This is a genomic window from Breoghania sp. JC706, assembly GCF_037026715.1.
GTDB lineage: Bacteria > Pseudomonadota > Alphaproteobacteria > Rhizobiales > Stappiaceae > Breoghania.
On record NZ_JBANCG010000008.1, the window covers coordinates 233437 to 254856 of the forward strand.

Annotated in this window: 14 protein-coding genes; 3 read left to right on the top strand and 11 right to left on the bottom strand. The window is 66.5% G+C overall.

Annotated elements, in window-relative coordinates; all coding sequences use genetic code 11:
• Positions 1 to 5: 5 nt before the first annotated feature.
• The 5 genes from V2L18_RS17935 to htpX form a co-directional block, all read right to left on the bottom strand.
• Entirely contained in the window at positions 6 to 2096 is a 2091-nt protein-coding gene (locus tag V2L18_RS17935; RefSeq protein WP_336179671.1) for a methyl-accepting chemotaxis protein, read from the bottom strand.
• Between the two features lie 390 nt (positions 2097 to 2486).
• On the bottom strand, positions 2487 to 4103 hold the full coding sequence (purH, locus tag V2L18_RS17940; RefSeq protein WP_336179672.1) for a bifunctional phosphoribosylaminoimidazolecarboxamide formyltransferase/IMP cyclohydrolase: 1617 nt from the start codon (positions 4101 to 4103) through the stop codon (positions 2487 to 2489).
• A gap of 363 nt (positions 4104 to 4466) precedes the next feature.
• Positions 4467 to 6221 carry a heparinase II/III family protein gene (locus V2L18_RS17945; RefSeq protein ID WP_336179673.1) on the bottom strand — a complete coding sequence of 585 codons (1755 nt, stop codon included), beginning with the start codon at positions 6219 to 6221 and terminating at the stop codon, positions 4467 to 4469.
• 654 nt (positions 6222 to 6875) lie between these two features.
• Complete coding sequence (rsmB, locus tag V2L18_RS17950) at positions 6876 to 8195, bottom strand: 16S rRNA (cytosine(967)-C(5))-methyltransferase RsmB (RefSeq protein WP_336179783.1); 1320 nt, start codon at positions 8193 to 8195, stop codon at positions 6876 to 6878.
• A 285-nt stretch (positions 8196 to 8480) separates the two neighbouring features.
• Complete coding sequence (gene htpX / locus V2L18_RS17955; RefSeq protein ID WP_336179674.1) at positions 8481 to 9488, bottom strand: zinc metalloprotease HtpX; 1008 nt, start codon at positions 9486 to 9488, stop codon at positions 8481 to 8483.
• Positions 9489 to 9687: 199 nt separating this feature from the next.
• Between htpX and V2L18_RS17960 the strand changes: the two genes are divergently transcribed.
• Positions 9688 to 9921, top strand: a complete 234-nt coding sequence (locus V2L18_RS17960; protein ID WP_336179784.1) for a DUF1674 domain-containing protein — start codon at positions 9688 to 9690, stop codon at positions 9919 to 9921.
• Positions 9922 to 10295: 374 nt separating this feature from the next.
• On the opposite strand, the gene V2L18_RS17965 is transcribed toward V2L18_RS17960, so the two are convergent.
• The 4 genes from V2L18_RS17965 to V2L18_RS17980 all read right to left on the bottom strand — a co-directional run bounded on the left by V2L18_RS17965 (position 10296) and on the right by V2L18_RS17980 (position 16780).
• The gene (locus V2L18_RS17965) at positions 10296 to 10994 is read right to left on the bottom strand and encodes an outer-membrane lipoprotein carrier protein LolA (protein WP_336179675.1); all 699 of its coding nucleotides are present in this window, start codon (positions 10992 to 10994) and stop codon (positions 10296 to 10298) included.
• A gap of 194 nt (positions 10995 to 11188) precedes the next feature.
• Positions 11189 to 13888 (bottom strand): DNA translocase FtsK, encoded by a 2700-nt coding sequence (locus tag V2L18_RS17970; protein ID WP_336179676.1) that lies wholly within the window; start codon positions 13886 to 13888, stop codon positions 11189 to 11191.
• Positions 13889 to 13891: 3 nt separating this feature from the next.
• A complete protein-coding gene (locus tag V2L18_RS17975; protein WP_336179677.1) occupies positions 13892 to 15133 on the bottom strand; it encodes an aminotransferase class I/II-fold pyridoxal phosphate-dependent enzyme in 1242 nt (413 codons plus the stop codon).
• A 411-nt stretch (positions 15134 to 15544) separates the two neighbouring features.
• Positions 15545 to 16780, bottom strand: a complete 1236-nt coding sequence (locus V2L18_RS17980) for an argininosuccinate synthase (RefSeq protein WP_336179678.1) — start codon at positions 16778 to 16780, stop codon at positions 15545 to 15547.
• Positions 16781 to 17079: 299 nt separating this feature from the next.
• Here V2L18_RS17980 and V2L18_RS17985 point away from each other — a divergent pair, with 299 nt between their 5' ends.
• Entirely contained in the window at positions 17080 to 18621 is a 1542-nt protein-coding gene (locus V2L18_RS17985; protein WP_336179679.1) for a glucan biosynthesis protein, read from the top strand.
• 225 nt (positions 18622 to 18846) lie between these two features.
• Here V2L18_RS17985 and V2L18_RS17990 read toward each other — a convergent pair whose 3' ends face one another.
• Both V2L18_RS17990 and gloB read right to left on the bottom strand, forming a co-directional pair.
• On the bottom strand, positions 18847 to 19284 hold the full coding sequence (locus V2L18_RS17990) for a cupin domain-containing protein (protein WP_336179680.1): 438 nt from the start codon (positions 19282 to 19284) through the stop codon (positions 18847 to 18849).
• Positions 19285 to 19368: 84 nt separating this feature from the next.
• A complete protein-coding gene (gene gloB, locus V2L18_RS17995) occupies positions 19369 to 20142 on the bottom strand; it encodes a hydroxyacylglutathione hydrolase (protein WP_336179681.1) in 774 nt (257 codons plus the stop codon).
• Positions 20143 to 20607: 465 nt separating this feature from the next.
• Between gloB and V2L18_RS18000 the strand changes: the two genes are divergently transcribed.
• Positions 20608 to 21384, top strand: a complete 777-nt coding sequence (locus tag V2L18_RS18000) for a methyltransferase domain-containing protein (RefSeq protein WP_336179682.1) — start codon at positions 20608 to 20610, stop codon at positions 21382 to 21384.
• The last annotated feature ends 36 nt before the right edge of the window (positions 21385 to 21420 follow it).

Genomic DNA, 21420 nt, shown 5'->3' on the forward strand with positions numbered 1-21420 from the left:
CAGCCTCAGCTCACCGCGCGCACGCCGCCCAGGAAGCCGTCGACCTCATCCTTCAGACGCTTCGCCTCGTCCTGCAGTACATGGGCGACGGAGCCGACCTGACGGGCGGCGGAGCCGGTTTCGTTGGCCGATTGCGACACGGTGACGATGCTGCGGGCCACATCCTGGGTGCCGGTGGCCGCCTCCTGGATGTTGCGGGCGATCTCCTGCGTCGCCTCGCCCTGCTGATCGACCGCGTTCTGGATGGAGGCGGCGATATCGTTCATCTTCTCGATCGTATGGGTGATGTTCTCGATCGCTTCCACCGATCCGGCCGTCTCGGTCTGCACCGACTGGATCTGCGTCGCGATTTCTTCCGTCGCCCGCGCGGTCTGGTTGGCGAGTTCCTTCACTTCCGCGGCCACCACGGCGAAGCCCTTGCCGGCCTCGCCGGCGCGCGCCGCCTCGATGGTGGCATTCAGCGCCAGCAGGTTGGTCTGCTCGGCCACGTCGTTGATGAGCCGCACCACCTCGGAAATGCGGTTGGCCGCATGGGCGAGACCCTGGATCTTGCCGTTAGTGGTCTGCGCCTGGCCCACCGCCTCTTCGGCAATGGCCGAGGAGAGCTTCATCTGCCGCCCGATCTCGCCGACGGAGGCCAGCAGTTCTTCCGCAGCCGATGCGACCGCCTCGACGTTGGCGGAGGCCTGCTCGGAGGCCGCGGCCACCGCCGCGCTCTGCTGACTCGTTTCATCCGCGCCATGCGAGAGCATGTCGGAGGCGTTGTTGAGGTCGGACGACTGGCCAAGCACCGTCTGGATCAAGGCGGAGACCTTCTGGTCGAAGGCGTTCGACAGCTGGGCAACCTTGTCCGCCCGCGCGATCTGCTGGCGGCGCTGCTCTTCCTGCTCGGCGGAAAGCCGCTCGCCTTCCGCCAGCTTGTTGCGGAACACATCCAGCGCACCGGCGATCTCGCCGATCTCGTCATGCTTCTCCGTGCCGGCCACCGGCTCGTCATACCGACGATCGATCAGCGCCTGGATGCTGTTGAGAACCGAGTTGAGCGGACGCCGCACGACGCGGGTGCTGACCGCATAGATCGCCAGCCCGACCACCAGCATCAGGCAGAGCCCGACCAGGCCCGTCATGGTCATGATGTTCCACGACGCCTTGCTCAGCGTGGCGGTGGGAACGGTGACCATCACCGCCATGCGCGAGGCGCCGTCGCCGATCGGTGCGGGCACGATGATACGGCGCACAGCGCTCTGAAGCGTCTTGGAGTAGCCGACATAGGAATAGGACGTGCCATTCTTGATCGCGGCGAGAACGGCGGCGGAGTGTTCTGCGTCCTCAGGCGAACGCCCTTCCGACCAATCCTTGCCGAGAAGGGCCGCATCGGGGTGGGAAATCCACTTGCCTTCGTGGGAAAGCAGGTAGACTGCGCCCGTGCCAAGCGGCTTCAACGCGTTGAGGCTCTGGGAAAGCGGCGTCAGCATCAGGTCGACGCCGGCGACGCCGATGATCTTGTTACTGTCGCGCAGCGGAACGGCGAAGGAAACACCCACAACCGTCTTGCCGCCGGCCTCCCAGCTGTAAGGCTCGGTGACAAACGGCTTGCCCGTTCTGGCCGGCACATAATACCAGCCGTCCTCCGCCCCCAGATCGATGATCGGACGATAGCCAAGCTTGCCTTCCCCATCCCGGTAGAAATAGGGGCTCCACTTGCCGTCCCAGGTCGTCTTGTCGTCCTTGAATTCCGCGTCGCGTCCATCAAGCTGATTGTCGACGATGGTGCCCCAGGCACCTGAAAGCTGCGGGTTCTGCTCGGCCACCTGCTTCACCGCGGCGGTCCATCCGGCCCGGTCGGTGACACCGTTGCTCCGCATGCCGGTGAGCGAAGCCGCCATCGCCTTGGCAACCGAGAGGCCATTTTCCAGCGTTCGGCGAACCATCTGCGCCTGTTCCCGGGCAACCGCCTCAGCCTGCTGCGTCGCCAGATCCCGGGTGACGGTTGAGGCCTGCCAACCGATGATGCCAATGCCGATCAACAGCACGACGGCAAGGGCTGCGACACTGGTGACGACAAGCTTTGTCGCGACACTCGACTTCTGGAACATCAATCGACTCCGGAATACCCTGAGAACAAGGGAGAGTTTGGAGTTACGATATTTAGCAATACACTCTTTCAGATTTATGAATGTGTCCTGTCATCTAGCTGCTCGATAGTTATATTGGTATTTTTACTTATTATCACGCACCCAAAAGTAACGTAACGGTATTTTTCTAAAATATTCATTTACTCAAAAATGGAGGGAATACTTAATCCCGCCCCACGGCCTGGCATGCGGACGCGCATGGGTGGATCATCGTCACCGGCAATCCCGGAGCGACGCGCGGGAAAAAAACGCACAACTCCCCGCCCAGGACATGACAGCCGGAGCGGGGAGCGTTGCGTCTCAATACGTTGAGAACATGGTCTTTTTGGCGATACCGGGGGCTTTTTCCGTTCAGTGGCGGAAGTGGCGCATGCCGGTCATGACCATGGCAAGGCCGGCCTCGTCGGCGGCCTCGATGACCTCGTCGTCGCGCATCGATCCGCCCGGCTGGATGACCGCCGTGGCGCCGGCTTCCGCCGCCGAGAGCAGGCCGTCGGCAAACGGGAAGAAGGCGTCAGACGCCACCACGCAGCCCTTGGTGAGCGGTTCGGCAAGGCCGGCGGCCTCGGCCGCGTCCATGGCTTTCCGCGCCGCGATGCGGGCTGAGTCCACCCGGCTCATCTGCCCGGCGCCGACGCCCACCGTCGCCCCGTCCTTCACATAAACGATGGCGTTGGACTTGACGTGCTTGGCCACGCGGAAGGCGAATTTCAGGTCGGCAAGCTCGCGCTCGCTCGGCGCGCGCTTGGTCACGACCTTGAGGTCCAGATCATCGACCGAACCGTTGTCGCGCGACTGCACCAGCATGCCGCCGGAAACCGACTTGAAGAACACGCCGGCCGCTTTCGGGTCCGACAGACCGCCGGTCAGCAGCAGGCGCAGGTTCTTCTTCTTCGCCACCATCTCGATCGCCGCCTCGTCCGCATCGGGGGCGATGATCACTTCGGTAAAGATCTTGACGATCTCGGCGGCCGCTTCCTCGTCAAGCTTGCCGTTCAGCGCGACGATGCCCCCGAACGCGGACACCGGATCGCAGGCGAGCGCCTTGCGGTAGGCATCGGCGAGAGAGGCGCCTTCCGCCACGCCGCAGGGGTTGGCGTGCTTGATGATGGCGACAGCCACCGTGCGCGCGGGGTCGAACTCGGAAACGAGTTCGAAGGCCGCGTCGGTGTCGTTGATGTTGTTGTAGGAAAGCTGCTTGCCCTGGAGCTGGCGGGCAGTGGCGACGCCCGGCCGGTTCTCTCCGGTCTTGTAGAATCCGGCCTTCTGGTGCGGGTTCTCGCCATAGCGCATGATCTCGGCGAGCTTGCCGCCAAAGGCGCGATAGTCCGGCGTCACGTCGTCGAGTTCGTTCGCGAACCAGCCGGACACGGCGGCGTCATAGGCGCCGGTGCGCGCGAACGCCTTGGCCGCCAGCTTGCGACGAACCTCCAGCGGCATCTTGCCGTCATGGGCGTCGAGCGCATCGAGCACCTTCGCATAGTCGGCCGGGTCCACCACGACGGAGACGTAGGCGTGGTTCTTGGCACCCGCACGGATCATCGCCGGACCACCGATGTCGATGTTCTCGATGACGGTCGCGGCATCCGCGCCGGAGGCCGCCGTTTCCTCGAACGGATAGAGATTGACCACCAGCAGGTCGATGCGCTCGATGCCGTGGTCTTCCATCGCCTTGGCATGCTCGGCGTCGTCGCGGATGGCGAGCAGACCGCCGTGCACCTTGGGGTGCAGCGTCTTCACGCGGCCGTCCATGATCTCCGGAAAGCCGGTCACCTCGGACACGTCCGTGACCTTGATGCCCGCTTCCGCGATCGCCTTGGCCGTGCCTCCGGTGGACAGAAGCTCGACACCCTTTTGCTCAAGGGCGCGGGCGAAATCGATCAGCCCGGTCTTGTCGGAAACGGAAAGAAGCGCGCGCTTGACGGTCACCAGTTCGGGAACGGGAACGGCTTTGGACACGACGGTCATGGGATGAAGCCTCGTGGGGGAGTGCGGTTTGGGAAAAGGAATGGCCGCGCTCTAGCACGAATGGGCCGACACCGGAAGGTGGCTTTGCCGGCTTTGCGAGGAATGGAGGGGTGGCGAGAGAAACCGGGGGGAAATGGAGGAGGGATGGAGCGGCTTCGCCGCACTGATTTCTGGATTCCGGATCGGCGTTCGGCTGCGCCTCACTTGTCCGGAATGAGGGCGAGCGGTGCTCGCCCGGGCTTGTGCCCTCAACTCGCCACTTGCTCCTCATTCCGTGCGGTCTGCGGCGAAAGCCGCATGGCCAGACCCGGAACCCAGCGCGAAAAGCGCGGCGAAGCCGCTCCGCATCCCTTCACCAGCACCCTAGATCAGCGTCTCCACCGGCTCCTCGTCCCCCTGCCCGCGTCGCCGTTGCCGTTTCGCGGTGGCCGTCCGGCGGAAGACCCAGGAGACCTCGCGGCGATGGCGCAGGCGTTCGTGGACGACGATCTGCTCGGTGTGGCGGTGGCCGTGCACGTCGGAGAGGTAGATCGATTCCTCAAGCGACACCTGTGCGTCAGGCGCGGTGAACTCCCACGCCTCGCCATCGGCGCACATCAGGAGCACCGCACCGCCTCCGCGCACCAGGCTCGCCTTGATGCCCGGATGCAGGTGGAAGCGCACCACGTAGCGGTCATGGTCGCCGACGGGAAGCGTGCCGGTCGGCTCCAGCATGTCGCGTCCCTCCAGCACCGAGCCGTCGCGCGAAAGTCGGATGGTGCGATCGTGGCGCACGCGCTGGGGCGCGTAGCCGTTGTGGCTCGCGGCGATGTGGATACCGGCATCGTCCTCCTCGCGTGAGACCGGCACCTGCGTCGGCCCGGCGACGATCAGAGACCCCAGCCAGCGCGTCAGCTGGTGGCCGGCCATGAAGCGGCAGGAGGAGGTGGAATTGTATTCGAGCGTCGAATGGGCGGCGGTGGAACGCGCCACCTTGCGCCATGTCTCGTGGCCCTTGCCCGAAACCCCGCAATTGACCACGATCCGGTTGCGGCCCGACGACATCTCGAAACTCAGGCAACCGGCGTGGGCATACTGGCTCAGCATCGGCGGCGGCGGGCGGCCGGTGTCCATCACCACCAGCGTGTCCTCGGCAACGAGCCGCTGATAGCCGGAATGGGCCGCATCGGAGGGCGGCGTTCCGCGTGCGTCGTCGTAGGCGAGCACGGTGGCGACAAGATCGCCCGAGGTCGCGCCCATTCCGTTGAAATGGGCGAACGAGCCGTCGCCCATGCGGAAGAAGCGGATCATCGGCATCATCCGGTCGACCGCGTCCATCATCGCCTGGCTCGGCGGCAGCCCCTGGCTGGTGAAGGCCTGGCGGATGGGCAGCAGGTCGGCGAGGATTTCCAGAACCGCGCCGGGGTTGCGCGAGATATGGCCGCCATCGGGCAGGATCTGGCGTGTCAGCTCCAGATCGAGCCGCTTCAGCGACATGCGGGCGAACCGGCCCTGCCCCGACATGGAGATGGAGGCCGCCGCGATCGCCATGGTGGCGAGCAGGCGCGGCAGGCCGTCGGGCGCCTCGTTCACGGTCTTGCGCAGGAAGCGGACCTGCCGGGCGAGCGACTTCAGGAACCGGCGGTAGAAGTCGCGGTCGCAGTTCTCCAGCAGAAGCGGCGATTGCGACAGCCACGAGAGCACCCGGCGCGCGACTACGCCCGGCTCCCAGGCAAAGCCGTGGCGCCGGCCGACGAGACGGATCCATTCGTCGATGAGCGCGCGCGCGTTGGAGCGCGCCATCGCCGTTTCGGCGGCGCGCAGGTGGCGCAGCCAGCCGAAGCCGTGCAGCGCGCGGGCCCAGTCGGGCGACGGCGGATTGATCTCGAACGGCGACTGGCCGCCGGCTTCAACAAAATGCCCGGAAAAGACGAATCGCCCGGCATAGATATCGACGGCGATGGTGGGATCGGCGGTGCGCAGATCCTGCGGCGCGATCAGCAGCCGCGTCGGCACGGCATTGAAGGGCGCGAAGGCGGAAGCCGGCCCCCCGTGCATCCAGCGCAGGGTGGAACGCCAGACGTGCGAGGCCACGAGCCGCCAAATCCGTGCCTGATCGGACATGGATTCGAGCGCCATCACCGAGCCGCCTCCTGACACATTCTCCACCAAACCGGATATTCCCTCGAACAGACTTCAGGCGTCGCCACGGCGCCGGTACTGCCGCGCTCGCCCGTCAAACAAGCGCTCCGGATACAGCTCCGGAGCCACTTCCGCCATTGTGTAAAAGTGAAGTAATCCCATTAAATTATACTTAACCATAGGTCGCCGCCGCACGCACGGGCGCAAAGGCCGCGCGGTGGCGGCGGAAGGCCATCCCTCTTGTGCGCAATCCCGCCCCGCGTTTGCTTGTCATCCCCGCGCAGGCGGGGATCCAGTAACCACCGGATCCGGCCGCAGCATACAAACCGCCCACGCCTCTGGAATGCTGGATTCCCGCCTTCGCGGGAATGACACCGAGTGGAGGGCCGCACTCTCGCCCCGAAGCCTCAGCCCCGGAGTTCGCCGGGGATGACGATGGAGAGATCAGGCCGCGGCGTACGATCGGTTTCGAAACCTGACGGCATCACCGAGCCGTGTTTTCTTGCGCAATCTCTCCGCTTGTCATCCCCGCGAAGGCGGGGATCCAGTAACCACCAGATCCGGCCGCAGTGCTCGAACCGCCAACACCTCTGGCATGCTGGATTCCACCTGCGCGGGAATGACACCGAGTGGAGGGCCGAACTCTCGCCCCTACCCCACCCGCCTCAACCGGCAGGCGTAGAAGCCGTCGAGGCCGCCCATGCGCGGGGTCTCGGACGGCCAGTGACAGGGCAGCGTTCTCAGATCGCCGGCCGGCGACACCAGGTCCTCGAGCCCCGGCAGTTCGTCGGCCGAGACCGGCACGCGCTCCACGCCGGGCTCTTCGGCCAGCAGCGCCGCGATTTGGGCTTCGCCTTCCTCCGGCTCCAGCGAGCAGGTGCAATAGACCAGAAGCCCGCCCGGCTTCAGCCACGAAACCGCGCGGCGCAGGAAGCGGGCCTGGATCTCGGCGAGCGTGGCGATATCGGCCTCGCGCTTCAGCCACGGCATGTCGGGATGGCGGCGGGCCGTGCCGGTGGCCGAACACGGCGCATCGAGCAGGATGGCGTCGAACGATGCTTCAGGCTCCCACGTGCCAAGATCGGCGGCGACCGTCTCAACATCGAGCGACAGCCGCGCCATGTTCTGCGAAACCCGCTTCAGCCGGTTTTTCGAGATATCGAGCGCCGTGACCCTGGCGCCTGCGGCGGCAAGCTCGGCCGTCTTGCCGCCGGGTGCTGCGCACAGATCGGCGACGGTCTTCCCCGCCACGTCACCCAGAAGGCGCACGGGCAGCGCGGCGGCGGCGTCCTGCACCCACCAGGCGCCGTCCGAAAAGCCGGCAAGGTCCTCCACCCGGCCGGGCTCGGCGATGCGCAGCGAGCCCGTCGGCAGCACCACGGCACCAAGCTTTTCTGCCCAGGCGGACGCATCCTCGCCGGGCTTCAGCGTCAGATCGAGACCCGGTTCCTCCATGTGCGCGGCGGCGATGGCGCGGGCGGTCTCGGTGCCGTAGGCCTCGCTCCAGCGCGCGAAAAGCCAGTCCGGCGCATTCAGCGCCACCGGATCCTGTTCGGCCAGCAGCGCCTCGCGCTCGCGGATAAGCCGGCGCAGCACCGCGTTCACCAGCCCCTTGTAGGGCATCGCCTTGCGGTCGCGCCCGGCCTCGTCCACCGCAACGGAGACGGCGGCATGGTCGGCGACATCGAGGAACAGAACCTGCGCGATGGCGACGTGAAGGATGTCCTCCACCCGGCCGGTCTTTTCCGGGATCGGCCGGTCGAGCAGCCTGTTCAGAAGATCGGCGATCTGCCCACGCCGGCGCAGCGCGACGCCGAGGATCGCGCGCACCAGCGCCCGGTCGTTGTCGGCAAGATCACGGTAGAGCGGATGGCCGGTCGAGGGGTCGAGTTCCAGCGCCAGCATGCGGTGTGAATGGACGACCTTGCCGAGGATCGCCACGGCCGCGCGCCGTGCAGCGAGCCCCTGTATGACGGGCGCCGGCTGGTTCCCGGGCGCGCGCGGCTGCGCGGGCTTGCCGGCCCCGCCGCTCCCCTTCGCCCCGTGCTTGGCTCCCTTGCCGGCGGATGCTCCCTTGCCGGAATTCGGTCCGCGGCCGCCTTCGAACGCCTTCCGGCCCGCGCGCGGCTTCTTGTCGTTGCCCGGCTTGCCGCGCCTGTCGGCGCCGCCGGTCCGGTCGTTGCCGGCACTCAATGTCTCATGTCCGTTTCGGTATCCGTGATCATGCGGTTCGGCCGGAACCGTCGCCCCAAGGGGTCATCCCCAGGGGCCGCGCGGGCCGTTGTCTTCGTCGTTGGGTGTGCGGCCCCAGGGGCCGGAGAAGCCGCCCGAAGCGCCCCCAGAGGCTCCGCCCGCCGGCGGCTCGTCGTTGCGGCGCGAGGTGGAAAAGCCCGCCGGCGCCATCGGCTTCATGCCGCCGCGGCTGCCCATCTCGCGGGCGATCTCCCGGAGCGCCGCGATACGGTTTTCCGTCGCCGGGTGGGTGGAGAAGAGATTGTCCATCTTTTCCCCCGACAGCGGATTGATGATGAACATGTGCGCGGTCGCGGGCGCATGTTCCGCCGCCTCGTTGCGCACATGGGCGACGCCGCCGGAGATCTTCTGCAACGCGGAGGCGAGCGCCATCGGCTGGCCGGAGATTTCCGCCCCGCCCCGGTCGGCGGCGTATTCGCGCGTCCGGCTGATCGCCATCTGCACCACCATCGCCGCCATCGGCGCGACGATCATCGCCACCAGCACGCCGACAATGCCGAGCGGGTTGTTGCGGTTGCCGCCGAAGAAGAAGGCGAAGTTGCCGAGCATGGAGATCGCACCGGCAAAGGTCGCGGTGATCGTCATGATCAGCGTGTCGTGGTTCTTCACGTGGGTCAGCTCGTGCGCCATCACGCCGGCGACCTCGTCCTGGTTGAGGATGCGCAGGAGACCCGTGGAGGCCGCGACGGCCGCGTTTTCCGGGTTGCGGCCGGTGGCGAACGCGTTCGGCTGCTCGCTGTCGATGATGTAGACCTTCGGCATCGGCAGGTCGGCGTTCTTCGCCAGCCGCTCCACGATCCGGTAGAATTCCGGCGCGGTGCGCGCGTCCACCTCCTGCGCGTTGTGCATGCGCAGGACCATCTTGTCGGCGTTCCAGTAGCTGAAGGCGTTCATGGCGAGCGCGATCAGGAAGGCGATCATCATGCCGCCGGTTCCGCCGATCAGGAAACCGACGCCCATGAACAGCGCCGTCATGGCGGCCAGCAGCATTGCGGTGCGGATGTAGTTCATCGTTTCCAGTTTCCGTGTCGTTGCGACGGCGCCGGGCAGAAGAGGGATTGCGTGAGGCTGCAACCGGCATGATCCTGCGCTATATGATGGGAACGCAAAAGGGCCACCGCAAGACGTGCACATCGCGCGCGAGGCCTTGCCCATAGGCTGAAAGCCCCGCAAAGGAAAGCCGTTTGAGACGATGAGCGAAAAAGATCCCATGCCCGAAAACCGCGTAACAGAGATCCGCCAGGCAAACGAGCCGCCGGCCGAAGAGCCGCGCCGCCGTTTCGAGGATCTGCCGCCCGCCGCCCAGCGCGCGCTTCTGGAAGCCGAGGAGCGGCGGAAGAACGCCGCGCCGCGCGATCTGCCGAAGGAAATCAACGGCCGCAAGGGCCCGGAGCCGACGCGCTACGGCGACTGGGAGAAAAAGGGCATCGCCAGCGACTTCTGAGGTCGGGCGTGTGGCGCACGCCTGCGGCCCATTGCGGCAGTGTCGTTCGGTTGAGGCTTCCCCCAAGCTCTTCCCGGATGGAGAGAAGCAAGCCGCCCATCCTTCGAAACGCACTCGGACGAGCGCTCCTCGGAGTATGGCCCGAAAATGGAAGTTGGTTCTTCGCCTCGGATTCTATGCGCCTTCATACCCCTCCATCGTCATCACCCGGCGAAGTCCGGGTGATCCGGCAAGCACCCCGAATGCTGCGGCTGGCGATGGATTGCCCGGACGGAGCCTGTGCCCGCAAAAGCGGGTGCCGGGCAATGACGGCGGAAGGGCATGAGAGGGGATGCCGAAAGCGCGCGCCCAGCCCCGCCAAACCCTGAAACGCTCTACCGCCCGCTCTTCTGCCGGGTGTTGGCCAGGTAGTCGATGACGAACATCTTGTCGTTCATCGCCACGTCCGTCTTGACGTTGTAGATGGCGACGGAGGTGTCGAGGCCCTGTTCGTCGGTCACTGTCCACTGCTTCAGTTCCTGCGTCTGCGCATCGAAGATGAGCGTCAGCTTGCCCTGCACGAAGGTGCCGTCCTCGGTGATGATCACGGTGACGAGATCGGGCTCGACGGACACGCTCGTCACGTTGGCGTCGCTCGTCAGGTCGATCTTGTTGGACAGCAGGAAGCGCAGCGGCGTCTTCGACAGCGGCCAGATGTCCTGGGTCTGGAGCTTGCGGTCCTTGACCGAGACGGACTTGCCGTCGGCGATGATGTCGATGCGGGCGGGCGGCTTGTAGTGGAAGCGGATCTTGCCCGGCCGCGACAGATAGAACTGACCTTCCGCCCGCTCGCCGTTCGGGCCGAACTGGACGAAGTCGCCGGCCATGGTGCGGATCGAATTGAAGTACTCGTTGATCTTTTCCAGCGTGGCGCGCTGCTTGTCGTTGAGCGCGGCGCGCGCGGGCGACGGGGCGCCGGACACGCCCAGCACCAGCGCCGCGGCGGCCGCCGCCATCAGTGCGAGGCTCGACCTGCGGGTGATCCGGTCCGGCTTGCTCTGCGAGGATCGGGTCCGCGGTGACCGGAAGTCCATGAGTGCTCTCTCCATTTGCGCCGTTCGAACGGGTGCGCCCGGTGAAGGGCGCTACCAACCGCCTGTGGCGAATCTGCGGCGCCAGCGGGCAGATTGTGCAGCGCCGGCGCCATCGTGTCGCGTGGAAACGGCGTCGCGGGGCGATGGGTTCCGGCGCTGGCCCACACAGCCTCCTCCCCCGGCAACACGCCCCCTCAGATATCTTCCTCGCCCGGCACCAGCACCTCGCGCTTGCCGGCGTGGTTGGCGGCGCTGATCACGCCTTCCTGCTCCATGCGCTCGATCAGTGAGGCGGCGCGGTTGTAGCCGATCGACAGACGGCGCTGGATGTAGCTGGTCGACGCCTTCCTGTCGCGGATGACGATCGCCACCGCCCGGTCATAGAGGTCGTTGCCCTCGTCGCCGGAGCCGCCGCCGGAGAAGATATCGCCGGAGCCGCCGTCGCCCTCGCCGTCGTCCTCGGTGATGTTGTCGAGGTACTGCGGCGTGCCCTGCAGCTTCAGGTGGGCGACGATCTCCTCCACCTCGCCATCGGAGACGAACGGTCCGTGCACGCGCTGGATGCGCCCGCCGCCGGCCATGTAGAGCATGTCGCCCATGCCGAGAAGCTGTTCGGCCCCCTGCTCGCCCAGGATGGTGCGGCTGTCGATCTTCGACGTCACCTGGAAGGAGATGCGGGTCGGGAAGTTCGCCTTGATCGTGCCGGTGATGACATCGACCGAGGGGCGTTGGGTGGCCATGATGATGTGGATGCCGGCGGCACGCGCCATCTGCGCCAGACGCTGGATCGCGCCCTCGATGTCCTTGCCGGCGACCATCATCAGGTCGGCCATCTCGTCGACCACGACGATGATGTAAGGCATCGGCTCCAGGTTCAGCTCTTCCTCCTCGAAGATCGCCTCGCCCGTCTCGCGGTCGAACCCGGTCTGCACCGTGCGCCGGATCACCTCGCCCTTCTTGGCGGCCTGCGCCACGCGGGTGTTGAAGCCGTCGATGTTGCGCACGCCGACCTTGGACATGTTCTTGTAGCGCTGCTCCATCTCGCGCACGGTCCATTTCAGCGCGACGACGGCCTTCTTCGGATCGGTGACGACAGGGGTCAGCAGGTGCGGAATGCCGTCGTAGACGGAGAGTTCCAGCATCTTCGGATCGATCATGATCAGCTTGCACTGCTCCGGATTGAGCTTGTAGAGCAGCGACAGGATCATGGTGTTGATGGCGACCGACTTGCCCGAGCCGGTGGTGCCGGCGACGAGCAGGTGCGGCATGCGCGCAAGGTCGGCGATCACCGGCTCGCCGCCGATGGTCTTGCCGAGCGACAGCGCCAGCTTCGCCTTGGAGGCCTCGTAATCGTGCGAGGCGAGAAGTTCGCGCAGGAAAACCGTCTCGCGGCGCTGGTTCGGCAGTTCGATGCCGATGGCGTTCTTGCCCGGAATGACCGCCACGCGCGCGGAGATCGCCGACATGGAACGCGCGATGTCGTCGGCAAGGCCAATGACGCGCGAGGACTTGATACCCGGCGCCGGCTCCAGCTCGTAGAGCGTGACGACGGGGCCGGGGCGCACGTGGATGATCTCGCCGCGCACGCCGAAATCCTCCAGCACGCCTTCCAGGATGCGGGCGTTCTGCTCCAGCGCATCGGTGGAGATCGTCTGGTTCTTGCCCGGCGCCTTGGGCTCGGCCAGCAGCGCCAGCGGCGGCAGCTCGTAGGTCTCGGGACCGAGGAACGAAGGCTGCGCCTCGCGCACCACCCGCTTGCCGGGCCTCGGGCGCGGGGCGGGGGCGGCGACGCGCGCGTTCGTTTCCGCGACGGGCGCGCTGCCGGGACCGGCGATACCCACGGGCGTGCGGGCCGGCGGCTCGAAATCGTCCTCGTAGCCATCATCGTAGCCGGCGTTGTCGTAGTCGCCCTCGTCATCCTCGTCGTCGAAGGCGGCATCGGCGCGCGCCAGCGCCTCGCTCAGGCCGCCGCCCGGCTCGCGGCGCCCCTCATAGCCGTAGATGTCCTCTTCCTCGCCGAGCAGCTTTTCGGCAAGCCACCGGCGCAGCGTGCGGCGCGGACGCGGGGCCTCGTAGGCTTCCTCCGGCGCGTCGTAGATATCGTCGTGCCCGGCATAGGCGTGGGAAGCCTGCGGCGTCTCCCGGCGCCGGCGCCCGGACAGGCGGCGCAGGATGGCTCCGGCCATGTAGCCCCAGTGGACCAGATGGCCGAAGAAGGTCGCGAACCGGCTGTCGCCGTCGTCCTCGTCCTCGTAATCATCATCCTCGTCCTCCTCGTAGAGGGGGGCGGCGACATCGCTCTCGAAGTCCTTTTCGCCGCGACGGCGGTCGATCCAGCCGGATGCGTGCAGCATCAAGACGACCGCCGGAATGCCGAAGCCGAAGGCGCCGACAAGCCCGGCGAGCCCTTCCGACATCATCCCGGAAAGCGCACGCGGAACCATGTTGAGCAAATCGCCGAAGACGCCGCCGAGCCCGGTCGGCAGCGGCCATGTGGAGGGCACGGGAAGCGAGGCGAGCGCGCCGGCGGCCGCAAGCGTTCCCAGGAACCAGGTCAGCACCCGGCCGCGCTTGATGCCGAGGCTCTTGCCGGCCACCAGCCGCCAGCCCCACAGCACCACTGGAAACAGGAAAATCGCCGAGGACAGCCCGATCATCTGCATGACCAGGTCGGAAACGATCGCGCCGGGGGTTCCGAGCGCGTTGCGCACCGCCGCGTCCGTTGCGTGCGACAGGCTCGGATCTTCCACCGACCAGGTGGCGAGCGATGCGGCAAGCGCGGCGCCGGCCGCGATCAGCAGCAAACCGCTCGCGCCCGCGATGTTGCGCTTCAGAAGCCGGCGGATCCGGTCCTCCGGCTCGACAAATCCGACTGTGGCTCGCGTCGTTCGCATGCCCTATCCCTTTGCGGCGCCGTGTGCGCCGATGCTTGTGTCGGCAAGCGCGGCCACCCGCACAAGCGCCCGCCGCGTCGTATCGATGTCTTCCACCATTGCAAGACGGATGAAGTTCGTGCCCGGATTGGAGCCGTCGGCCTGAGTGCGCGCCAGATAGGCGCCGGGCACCACCTTGACCCCCTGTTCCAGCCACAGCCGCTTCGCAGCCTCCACGCCCCCGCCGAGGCGAGAAACATCAAGCCAGACGAAGAAGCCGCCCTCCGGCTTTTCGTAGCCGAAGGCGGGCCCCAGAATGGTTTCCGCCGCCTCGAACTTGGCGTTGTAGAGCCGGCGGTTTTCCTCCACGTGGCTCTCGTCGGAATAGGCGGCGACCGCCACGGCCTGCGCCGGCATCGGCACCTGCGGGGCGGCGGAATTGCGCAACGTCGTCCATTCCGCGATGAAATCCGCATCGCCGGCCGCGATCCCGCATCTCAAGCCCGGCAGGTTGGAGCGCTTGGACAGCGAATTGAAGGCGAGGATGTTGGAAAGATCGCCGCCGAGCTCGCGCGCGGCCTGCAGCACGCCCGGCGGCGGCGTCTCGCGGTAGATCTCCGAATAGCATTCGTCCGCGAACACATAGAAGCGGTGCTTGCGGGCCAGTTCGATCAGCCGGCACCAGTAGTCGAGAGGCGCGACGGCACCTTGCGGATTTGCCGGCGAGGCGAAATAGAAGGCGACGGTACGATCGAGCAGCGCGGGATCGAGCGCATCGAGATCGGGCAGGAAGCCGGACGCCTCATGGGCATCGAGATAGACGGCCTCCGCCCCCGACTTCGCCGCCCCCAGCGAATAGGGGTGGTAGTAGGGATTTGGCAGCAGGATCGCCGGATTCTGCTTGCCCAACATGTCGACGGCGGTAAACGCCGCATAGAACAGCCCCTCGCGCGATCCGCTGAGCGGCAGGACATGGCGGTCCGGATCGATCAGCCCGCCCAGCCGGAAGCGCCGGTCGAGCCATGCGGCGACGGTCTTGCGGAATTCGTCGGTGCCGCGAATGGGCGGATAGCGGCGGTAATCGTCGAGATTGGCGGCTATCACCGGGCCGACGAAGGACGGCAACGCGTGGCGCGGCTCGCCGACGGTGAGCACGATCGGCTCCGCCCCCGGCGCCAAGCCGTCGAGCAGGGTGTTGAGACGCTGAAAGGCGGTGGCCGATTCGGGATCGCGCGGACGCGACGACGTGGCCTTTTCTGGTGACATGGGCGGACCGGAACGCATGATTTGAACGATTGCGCCAACGCTAGCGCGGGAGTGGTTAAACCGGCATTAACCAAGGAACGCCGGAGGGGGAAGAGAAGCAAGGGAAGTATGGAGCGGCTTCGCCGCACGTGTTGCGCTGGATCCCGGATCGGCGCTCGGCTTCGCCTCGCTTGTCCGGGATGAGGGCGTGTGTGGGGAGCTTCAAGCCTGCCACGCACGCCCTCATCCTGGGCGGTCTGCGGCGAAGCCGCATGGCCAGACCCGGGATCCAGCGCAACACGTGCGGCGAAGCCGCTCCACTCCACACTCTTTCCTTCTCTCTTTCCTTCCTTCTCTCCCTCCCCTCCTCCCAACGAAAAAGGGCGGTCCCGAAGACCGCCCCTTCCCACAAACCTCAAATGCGCGCGGGCGCTATTTAATCCGGTTGCGCTTGGCGAGTGTCCTGAGCCGCAGCGCGTTGAGCTTGATGAAGCCGGCGGCGTCCTTCTGGTCGTAGGCGCCCTGGTCATCCTCGAAGGTGACAAGCTCTTCCGAATAGAGCGAATACGGAGAGGCGCGACCGATGACGATCACGTTGCCCTTGTAGAGCTTCAGCCTGACCGTGCCGGTCACCTTCTGCTGGCTGTGATCGATCGCGGCCTGCAGCATCTCGCGCTCCGGCGAGAACCAGAAGCCGTTGTAGATCAGCTCCGCGTAGCGCGGCATCAGCTCGTCCTTCAGGTGGCTGGCGCCGCGGTCGAGCGTGATCGATTCCATCGCCCGGTGCGCGGTGAGCAGGATCGTGCCGCCCGGCGTCTCGTAGACGCCGCGCGACTTCATGCCGACGAAGCGGTTTTCCACCAGATCGAGACGGCCGATGCCGTTGTCGCGGCCATAGTCGTTGAGCTTGGCAAACAGCGTCGCCGGCGACATCTTCTCGCCGTTCAGGCTGACCGCGTCGCCCTTCTCGAAGCCGATCTCGATCTCGGTGACGACGTCGGGCGCCTCCACCGGATCGACGGTGCGCTGGTAGACATAGGCCGGCGGCTCCTCGGCCGGGTCCTCAAGGACCTTACCTTCCGACGACGAATGCAGCATGTTCGCGTCGACCGAGAACGGCGCCTCGCCGCGTTTGTCGTGCGGAACCGGGATCTGGTACTTCTCGGCAAATTCGATGAGATCGGTGCGCGACTTGAACGTCCAGTCGCGCCACGGCGCGATCACCTTGATGTCGGGATCGAGCGCATAGGCCGACAGCTCGAAGCGGACCTGGTCATTGCCCTTGCCGGTCGCCCCGTGCGCGATGGCGTCGGCGCCGGTCTCGTGCGCGATCTCGATCAGGCGCTTGGAGATCAGCGGACGGGCGATGGAGGTGCCGAGCAGGTAGACGCCTTCGTACACCGCATTGGCGCGGAACATCGGGAAGACGAAGTCGCGGATGAATTCCTCGCGCAGGTCGTCGATGTAGATTTCCTTGATGCCGAGCATCTCGGCCTTGCGCCGCGCCGGCTCCAGTTCCTCGCCCTGGCCGAGGTCGGCAGTGAACGTCACCACCTCGCAACCGTATTCCGTCTGCAGCCACTTCAGGATGATGGAGGTGTCGAGGCCACCGGAATAGGCCAGCACCACCTTCTTGATATCGCCCTTCTTATTTTCGCCAAGCGCCATGGAGTTCGTCCGATCTGATGTGCGGGGCGCTGGGATCGCCCCCATTCCTTGAGAAATTCGCGCCGCACTGTAGCCAAGCGTGGCCGTGGCGCAAGAGGGCGCGGACTATTCGGGAAACGGAACGGCGGGGTCGGACGCACGCACATCGCCCTGTCTCCGCTTGCCTTGCTGGCGCCATTTTGCCTCGTCTCCATAGCGCGCCATCGTAACCGGTTGCCGGAACGCTCCCGTTTTGGCATCCCTTCAACCGTCCCCTCCGCGGTGCAAGCCGCCCTTCCCGAAGACCCGAGGCCCTCTTCATGCTTCGCATCCTGACGAGCCTTGCTCTCGCCATCGCCGCCACCACCGCCTTTGCCGCAGAACCGGCCCTGAAGCTTGGCGCGCCCGAGCCCTTCAGCTTCGACAGCCTGATCGAACGCGCCCGCACGCTCGCGGCCGCCCCCTACGAGGCGCCCGCCGTGCGCGCCGCCAACACGCTGGAAAAGATCGACTACGACGCCCACTGGAAGATCCGGTTCAAGCCGTCGGAGACGATCACCATCGGCAAGGACGCGCCGATCCAGTTCTTCCACATGGGCCGCTATTTCAAGGAACCCGTGCGGATGTACGAGGTCGCCGACGGCCAGGCGCGCGAGATCCTCTATTCGCCGGACGCCTTCGAGATGCCGGACGACAGCCCCGCCAAGGCCCTGCCGCACGATATCGGTTTCGCCGGCTTCCGCGTCATGCGGCCCGACCTGAAGACCGACTGGATCTCCTATCTCGGCGCCAGCTATTTCCGCACCGACGGCCAGTCGCGCCAGTATGGCCAGTCGACGCGCGGGCTCGCGATCGATACCGGGCTCTCCACGCCGGAGGAATTCCCGCGCTTTTCCGATTTCTGGCTCGCCCCGCCCGAGCATGAGGGCCAGACGCTGGTAATCTACGCGCTGATGCAGTCTCCATCCGTCACCGGTGCCTACAAGATGGCGCTCACAAACGAGGACGGCAAAGGCCAGATTGTCGACGTCGACAGCCGGCTGTTCTTCCGAAAAGGCGTGGAACGGCTCGGCGTGGCGCCGCTCACCTCCATGTACTGGTATTCGGAGACCAACCGCTCGACAGCACGCGACTGGCGCCCGGAGGTTCACGACACCGATGGCCTCGCCATCCTGTCGGGCACGGGCGAGCGCATCTGGCGCCCGCTGAACAATCCGCACGTGGTGCGCACCTCCACCTTCCAGGTACCGGACGTGGAGGGCTTCGGCCTTGCCCAGCGCGACCGCAATTTCGAGGACTATCAGGACGACGGCGTCTTCTACGACAAGCGCCCGTCTGTCTGGATCCATCCGCTCAGGCCCTTCGGCCCCGGCTCCGTCCAGCTGGTGGAGATCCCGACGGATGACGAGATCTTCGACAACATCGTCGCCTACTGGACGCCGAAAGAGCAGCCGAAGGCCGGCAGCACGCTGTCGCTCGCCTATCGCATGACCTGGGCCGATCACCATCCGCTGCCGGAAAGCGGCGCACGCGTGGTTGCGACCCGCGTCGGCCAGGGCGGGGTTCCCGGCCAGCCGCGCCCGGACGACCGGATCAAGGTCGTCATCGATTTCGAGGGTCCGTCGCTCAAGGGCCTGACGCAGAAGTCGGGCGTGAAGGCGGTGGTGGAGCTTTCGGACGGCAAGGCGATCGAGCCCTACGTCCTGCCCGTCGTCGGCACCGACCGCTGGCGTCTCGTCTTCGACGCCAAGACGCCGGTGGAAGATCCGGTGGAGGCGCGCGTCTACCTCAAGCACGGCGACGACGTGCTGAGCGAGACATGGCTCGGCCAGCTCTCGCACGACATGGTGGCGAAGAAGTAGCGAGGGGAGACTGGCGGAGCGGCTTCGCTTCCCTCCTTGCGCTGGGTTCCGGATCGGCGCTCGGCTGCCGCCTCACTTGTCCGGAATGAGGGTGTGTGGTTTTGGCTTCAAGCCAAACATTTGCTCCTCATTCCGGGCGGTCTGCAGCGAAGCTGCATGGCCAGACCCGGAATCCAGCGTGGGCAAGCTGCGGCGAAGCCGCTCCGTTTCCCTCGCAATATCCGCTTACGCCGGCTCCCAGCCGTCCGGCGCCATCTCGAAGCCGTCGAACTCGAAGGCGGGGGCGACGGTGCAGCCCACCAGCGTCCACGTGCCGAGGCTTTCCGCCGACTGCCACACGCCTTCCGGCACCACCGCCTGCGGCTGCTGGCCGGCCAGAATGTTCGGCCCCAGCGTGATCTCCTGCTTGCCCTCGCCGGCCGACAGCGACAGCGTCAGCGGCGCGCCGGCATAGTGGTGCCAGACCTCCACCGCATCCACCTTGTGCCAGGCGGAAACGACGCCCGCTGGCAGCAGGAAATAGATCGCCGTTGAACGCGCGCGGCCGTTGACCGTGGCCGCGTCGCGGAAGGTTTCGCGGAAAAAGCCGCCTTCGGGATGCGGCTCCAGGCGAAGCCGCTGGACGACCTCCTCCGCACTCAGACCCAGATACGGTTCGGGCATGCTCGTCCTCCTGCTTGGCGCGGTCCGGCGGATCGTATCGAACGGGGAGAGCCCGCTGGCAGGCCTTCCCCTCTCCGCGCCGCTTTAGAACGTGTCCTTGCGGTGGCGGACCTCGGCGAACACCTCGTCGGCCGGGGCGCCAATGAGCCCGACGGCCTCCTGCACGCCGGGATCGCGCGCGCGCAGGAAGGGGTTGGTCTGCTTTTCCAGCGCCATGGTCGTGGGCAGCGTCGGCTTGCCCGCCTCGCGCAACGTCTCAACCTCCGCCAGCCGGTCGGCGAGCGCGGAGTTCGCGGGATCGACGGTCACCGCGAAGCGCGCATTGGCAAGCGTGTATTCGTGGCCGCAATAGATCGCCGTCTGCGGCGGCAGCATGGTGACGAGCTTTTCCAGCGAGGCCCACATCATTTCCGGCGTGCCCTCGAAGATGCGCCCGCAGCCCATGGCGAACAGCGTGTCGCCGGTAAACGCCACCTCCGCCTCCGGCAGCCAGTAGGAGATCTGGTCGAGCGTGTGGCCCGGCGTGGCGATGCAGCAGATATCGTAGGCGCCGAAGCGCACCGTGTCGCCGTCGCCGACGTTCTGGTCGAACTCGGGAAAGCGGGAAGCGGACTTCACCGGCCCGATCACGTGGGCGCCGGTCTTTGCCTTCAGCGCCTTCAGCCCCTGCGTGTGGTCGGCATGGTGATGGGTGATCAGGATGTGGGTGAGCTTCCAGCCGGCCTTGTCGAGTTCCCTGGCCACCGCGTCCGCATCCGGCACATCGACGGTCAAGGTCGCCCCCGATTTCGGATCGTGCGCCAGCACGCCGAAATTGTCATCGAGGCACATGAATTGGCGGATCTCCAACAAGCTCATATCCGCTCTCCCTTCGGTTGCAGTTATGCGCAAATCCGTACTGCGCTCAAATCGTCATCTCGACATCGTCGCCGGCACTATGCAGAAAATGTCGAGGCCGAACACCCCCGCGAGTGCGAGCTGTTGACGCGTCCAGCCTGCCCGTGTTTCGGGGCCTTTTGAGGCAGCGGGCCTTCGCGGGCGACAACGGCGTTGCCGTTTGAAACCCGTGAGCGGCGGAATCGTTGCCCGATCGTGCTCCATATGGCAAGCGGCCCGTGCACTGCGAACCGGCGCACGGGATGCCTTCGCAGCGTCCCGTTTCCGGCGCGCGCGCGACGCAGCGATTGCATGTGCGCGCGCAAGCCGGTTCAATCGGCGCCACACGGTCCCGGGGGCGAGAATCGTCCGGCTGCCCCCGGCGTCCTCCATCTTCCGCCGGCTCGCGTGCTCCACCGCGCGCGGCAGGCCCTGTCGGTAGGTCCGATGTATCTCGACGTTCGCGACATGAGACGGTTCTACGAGCAGCGGATCGGCCTCGTCGTGCGCCAGCTGGTGGGCCAGCGCATCCAGGCGCTGTGGCCGGACATCCGGGGAATGCGGCTGCTCTCGCTCGGCTTCACCACGCCGTACCTGCGCCCCTATCTGCGTCAGGCGGAACGCATCGTCGTCGCCATGCCGGCGCAACAGGGGGTGATCGCGTGGCCGCCGGAGGGGCCGAGCCGGACGACCCTCGTCGACGAGGGCAACCTGCCGCTGCCCGATGCCTGCATCGACCGGGCGCTGCTGGTCCATACGCTCGACCTCTCCAACGATTCGCTTGCGGTGTTGCGCGAGGTGTGGCGCGTGCTGGTGCCGGGCGGCCGGCTGCTGGCGGTGGTGCCGAACCGGCGGTCGCTGTGGTCGCAGTTCGAGACGACGCCGTTCGGCTATGGCCGGCCGTTCTCGCGCGGGCAGCTCTCCGCCTTCCTGCGCCAGACGCGCTTCGTGCCGGCAGCCGCCGAGGGAGCGCTCTACGTGCCGCCGTTCCGCTCGCGTCTCGTGCTGCGTTCCGCACGCGGCTGGGAACGCGTCGGTCACCGGTTGTGGCCGGCCTTTGCCGGCGTTCTGGTGGTGGAGGCGGAAAAGCAGCTCTACCAGACCATTCCGAAAGAGCCGGAAAAGGCCGCCGCCCGCCTCTTGCGCCCGGTCTTCGTCACCGACGTCCCGCCAAGGGGAACCGCCGGCACGTCGCGGCACGGGCGAACGTCTCCTAGCGAGTGAGGAAGAGTGCGCGGGGAGTGTGGTGGCGAAGGATGG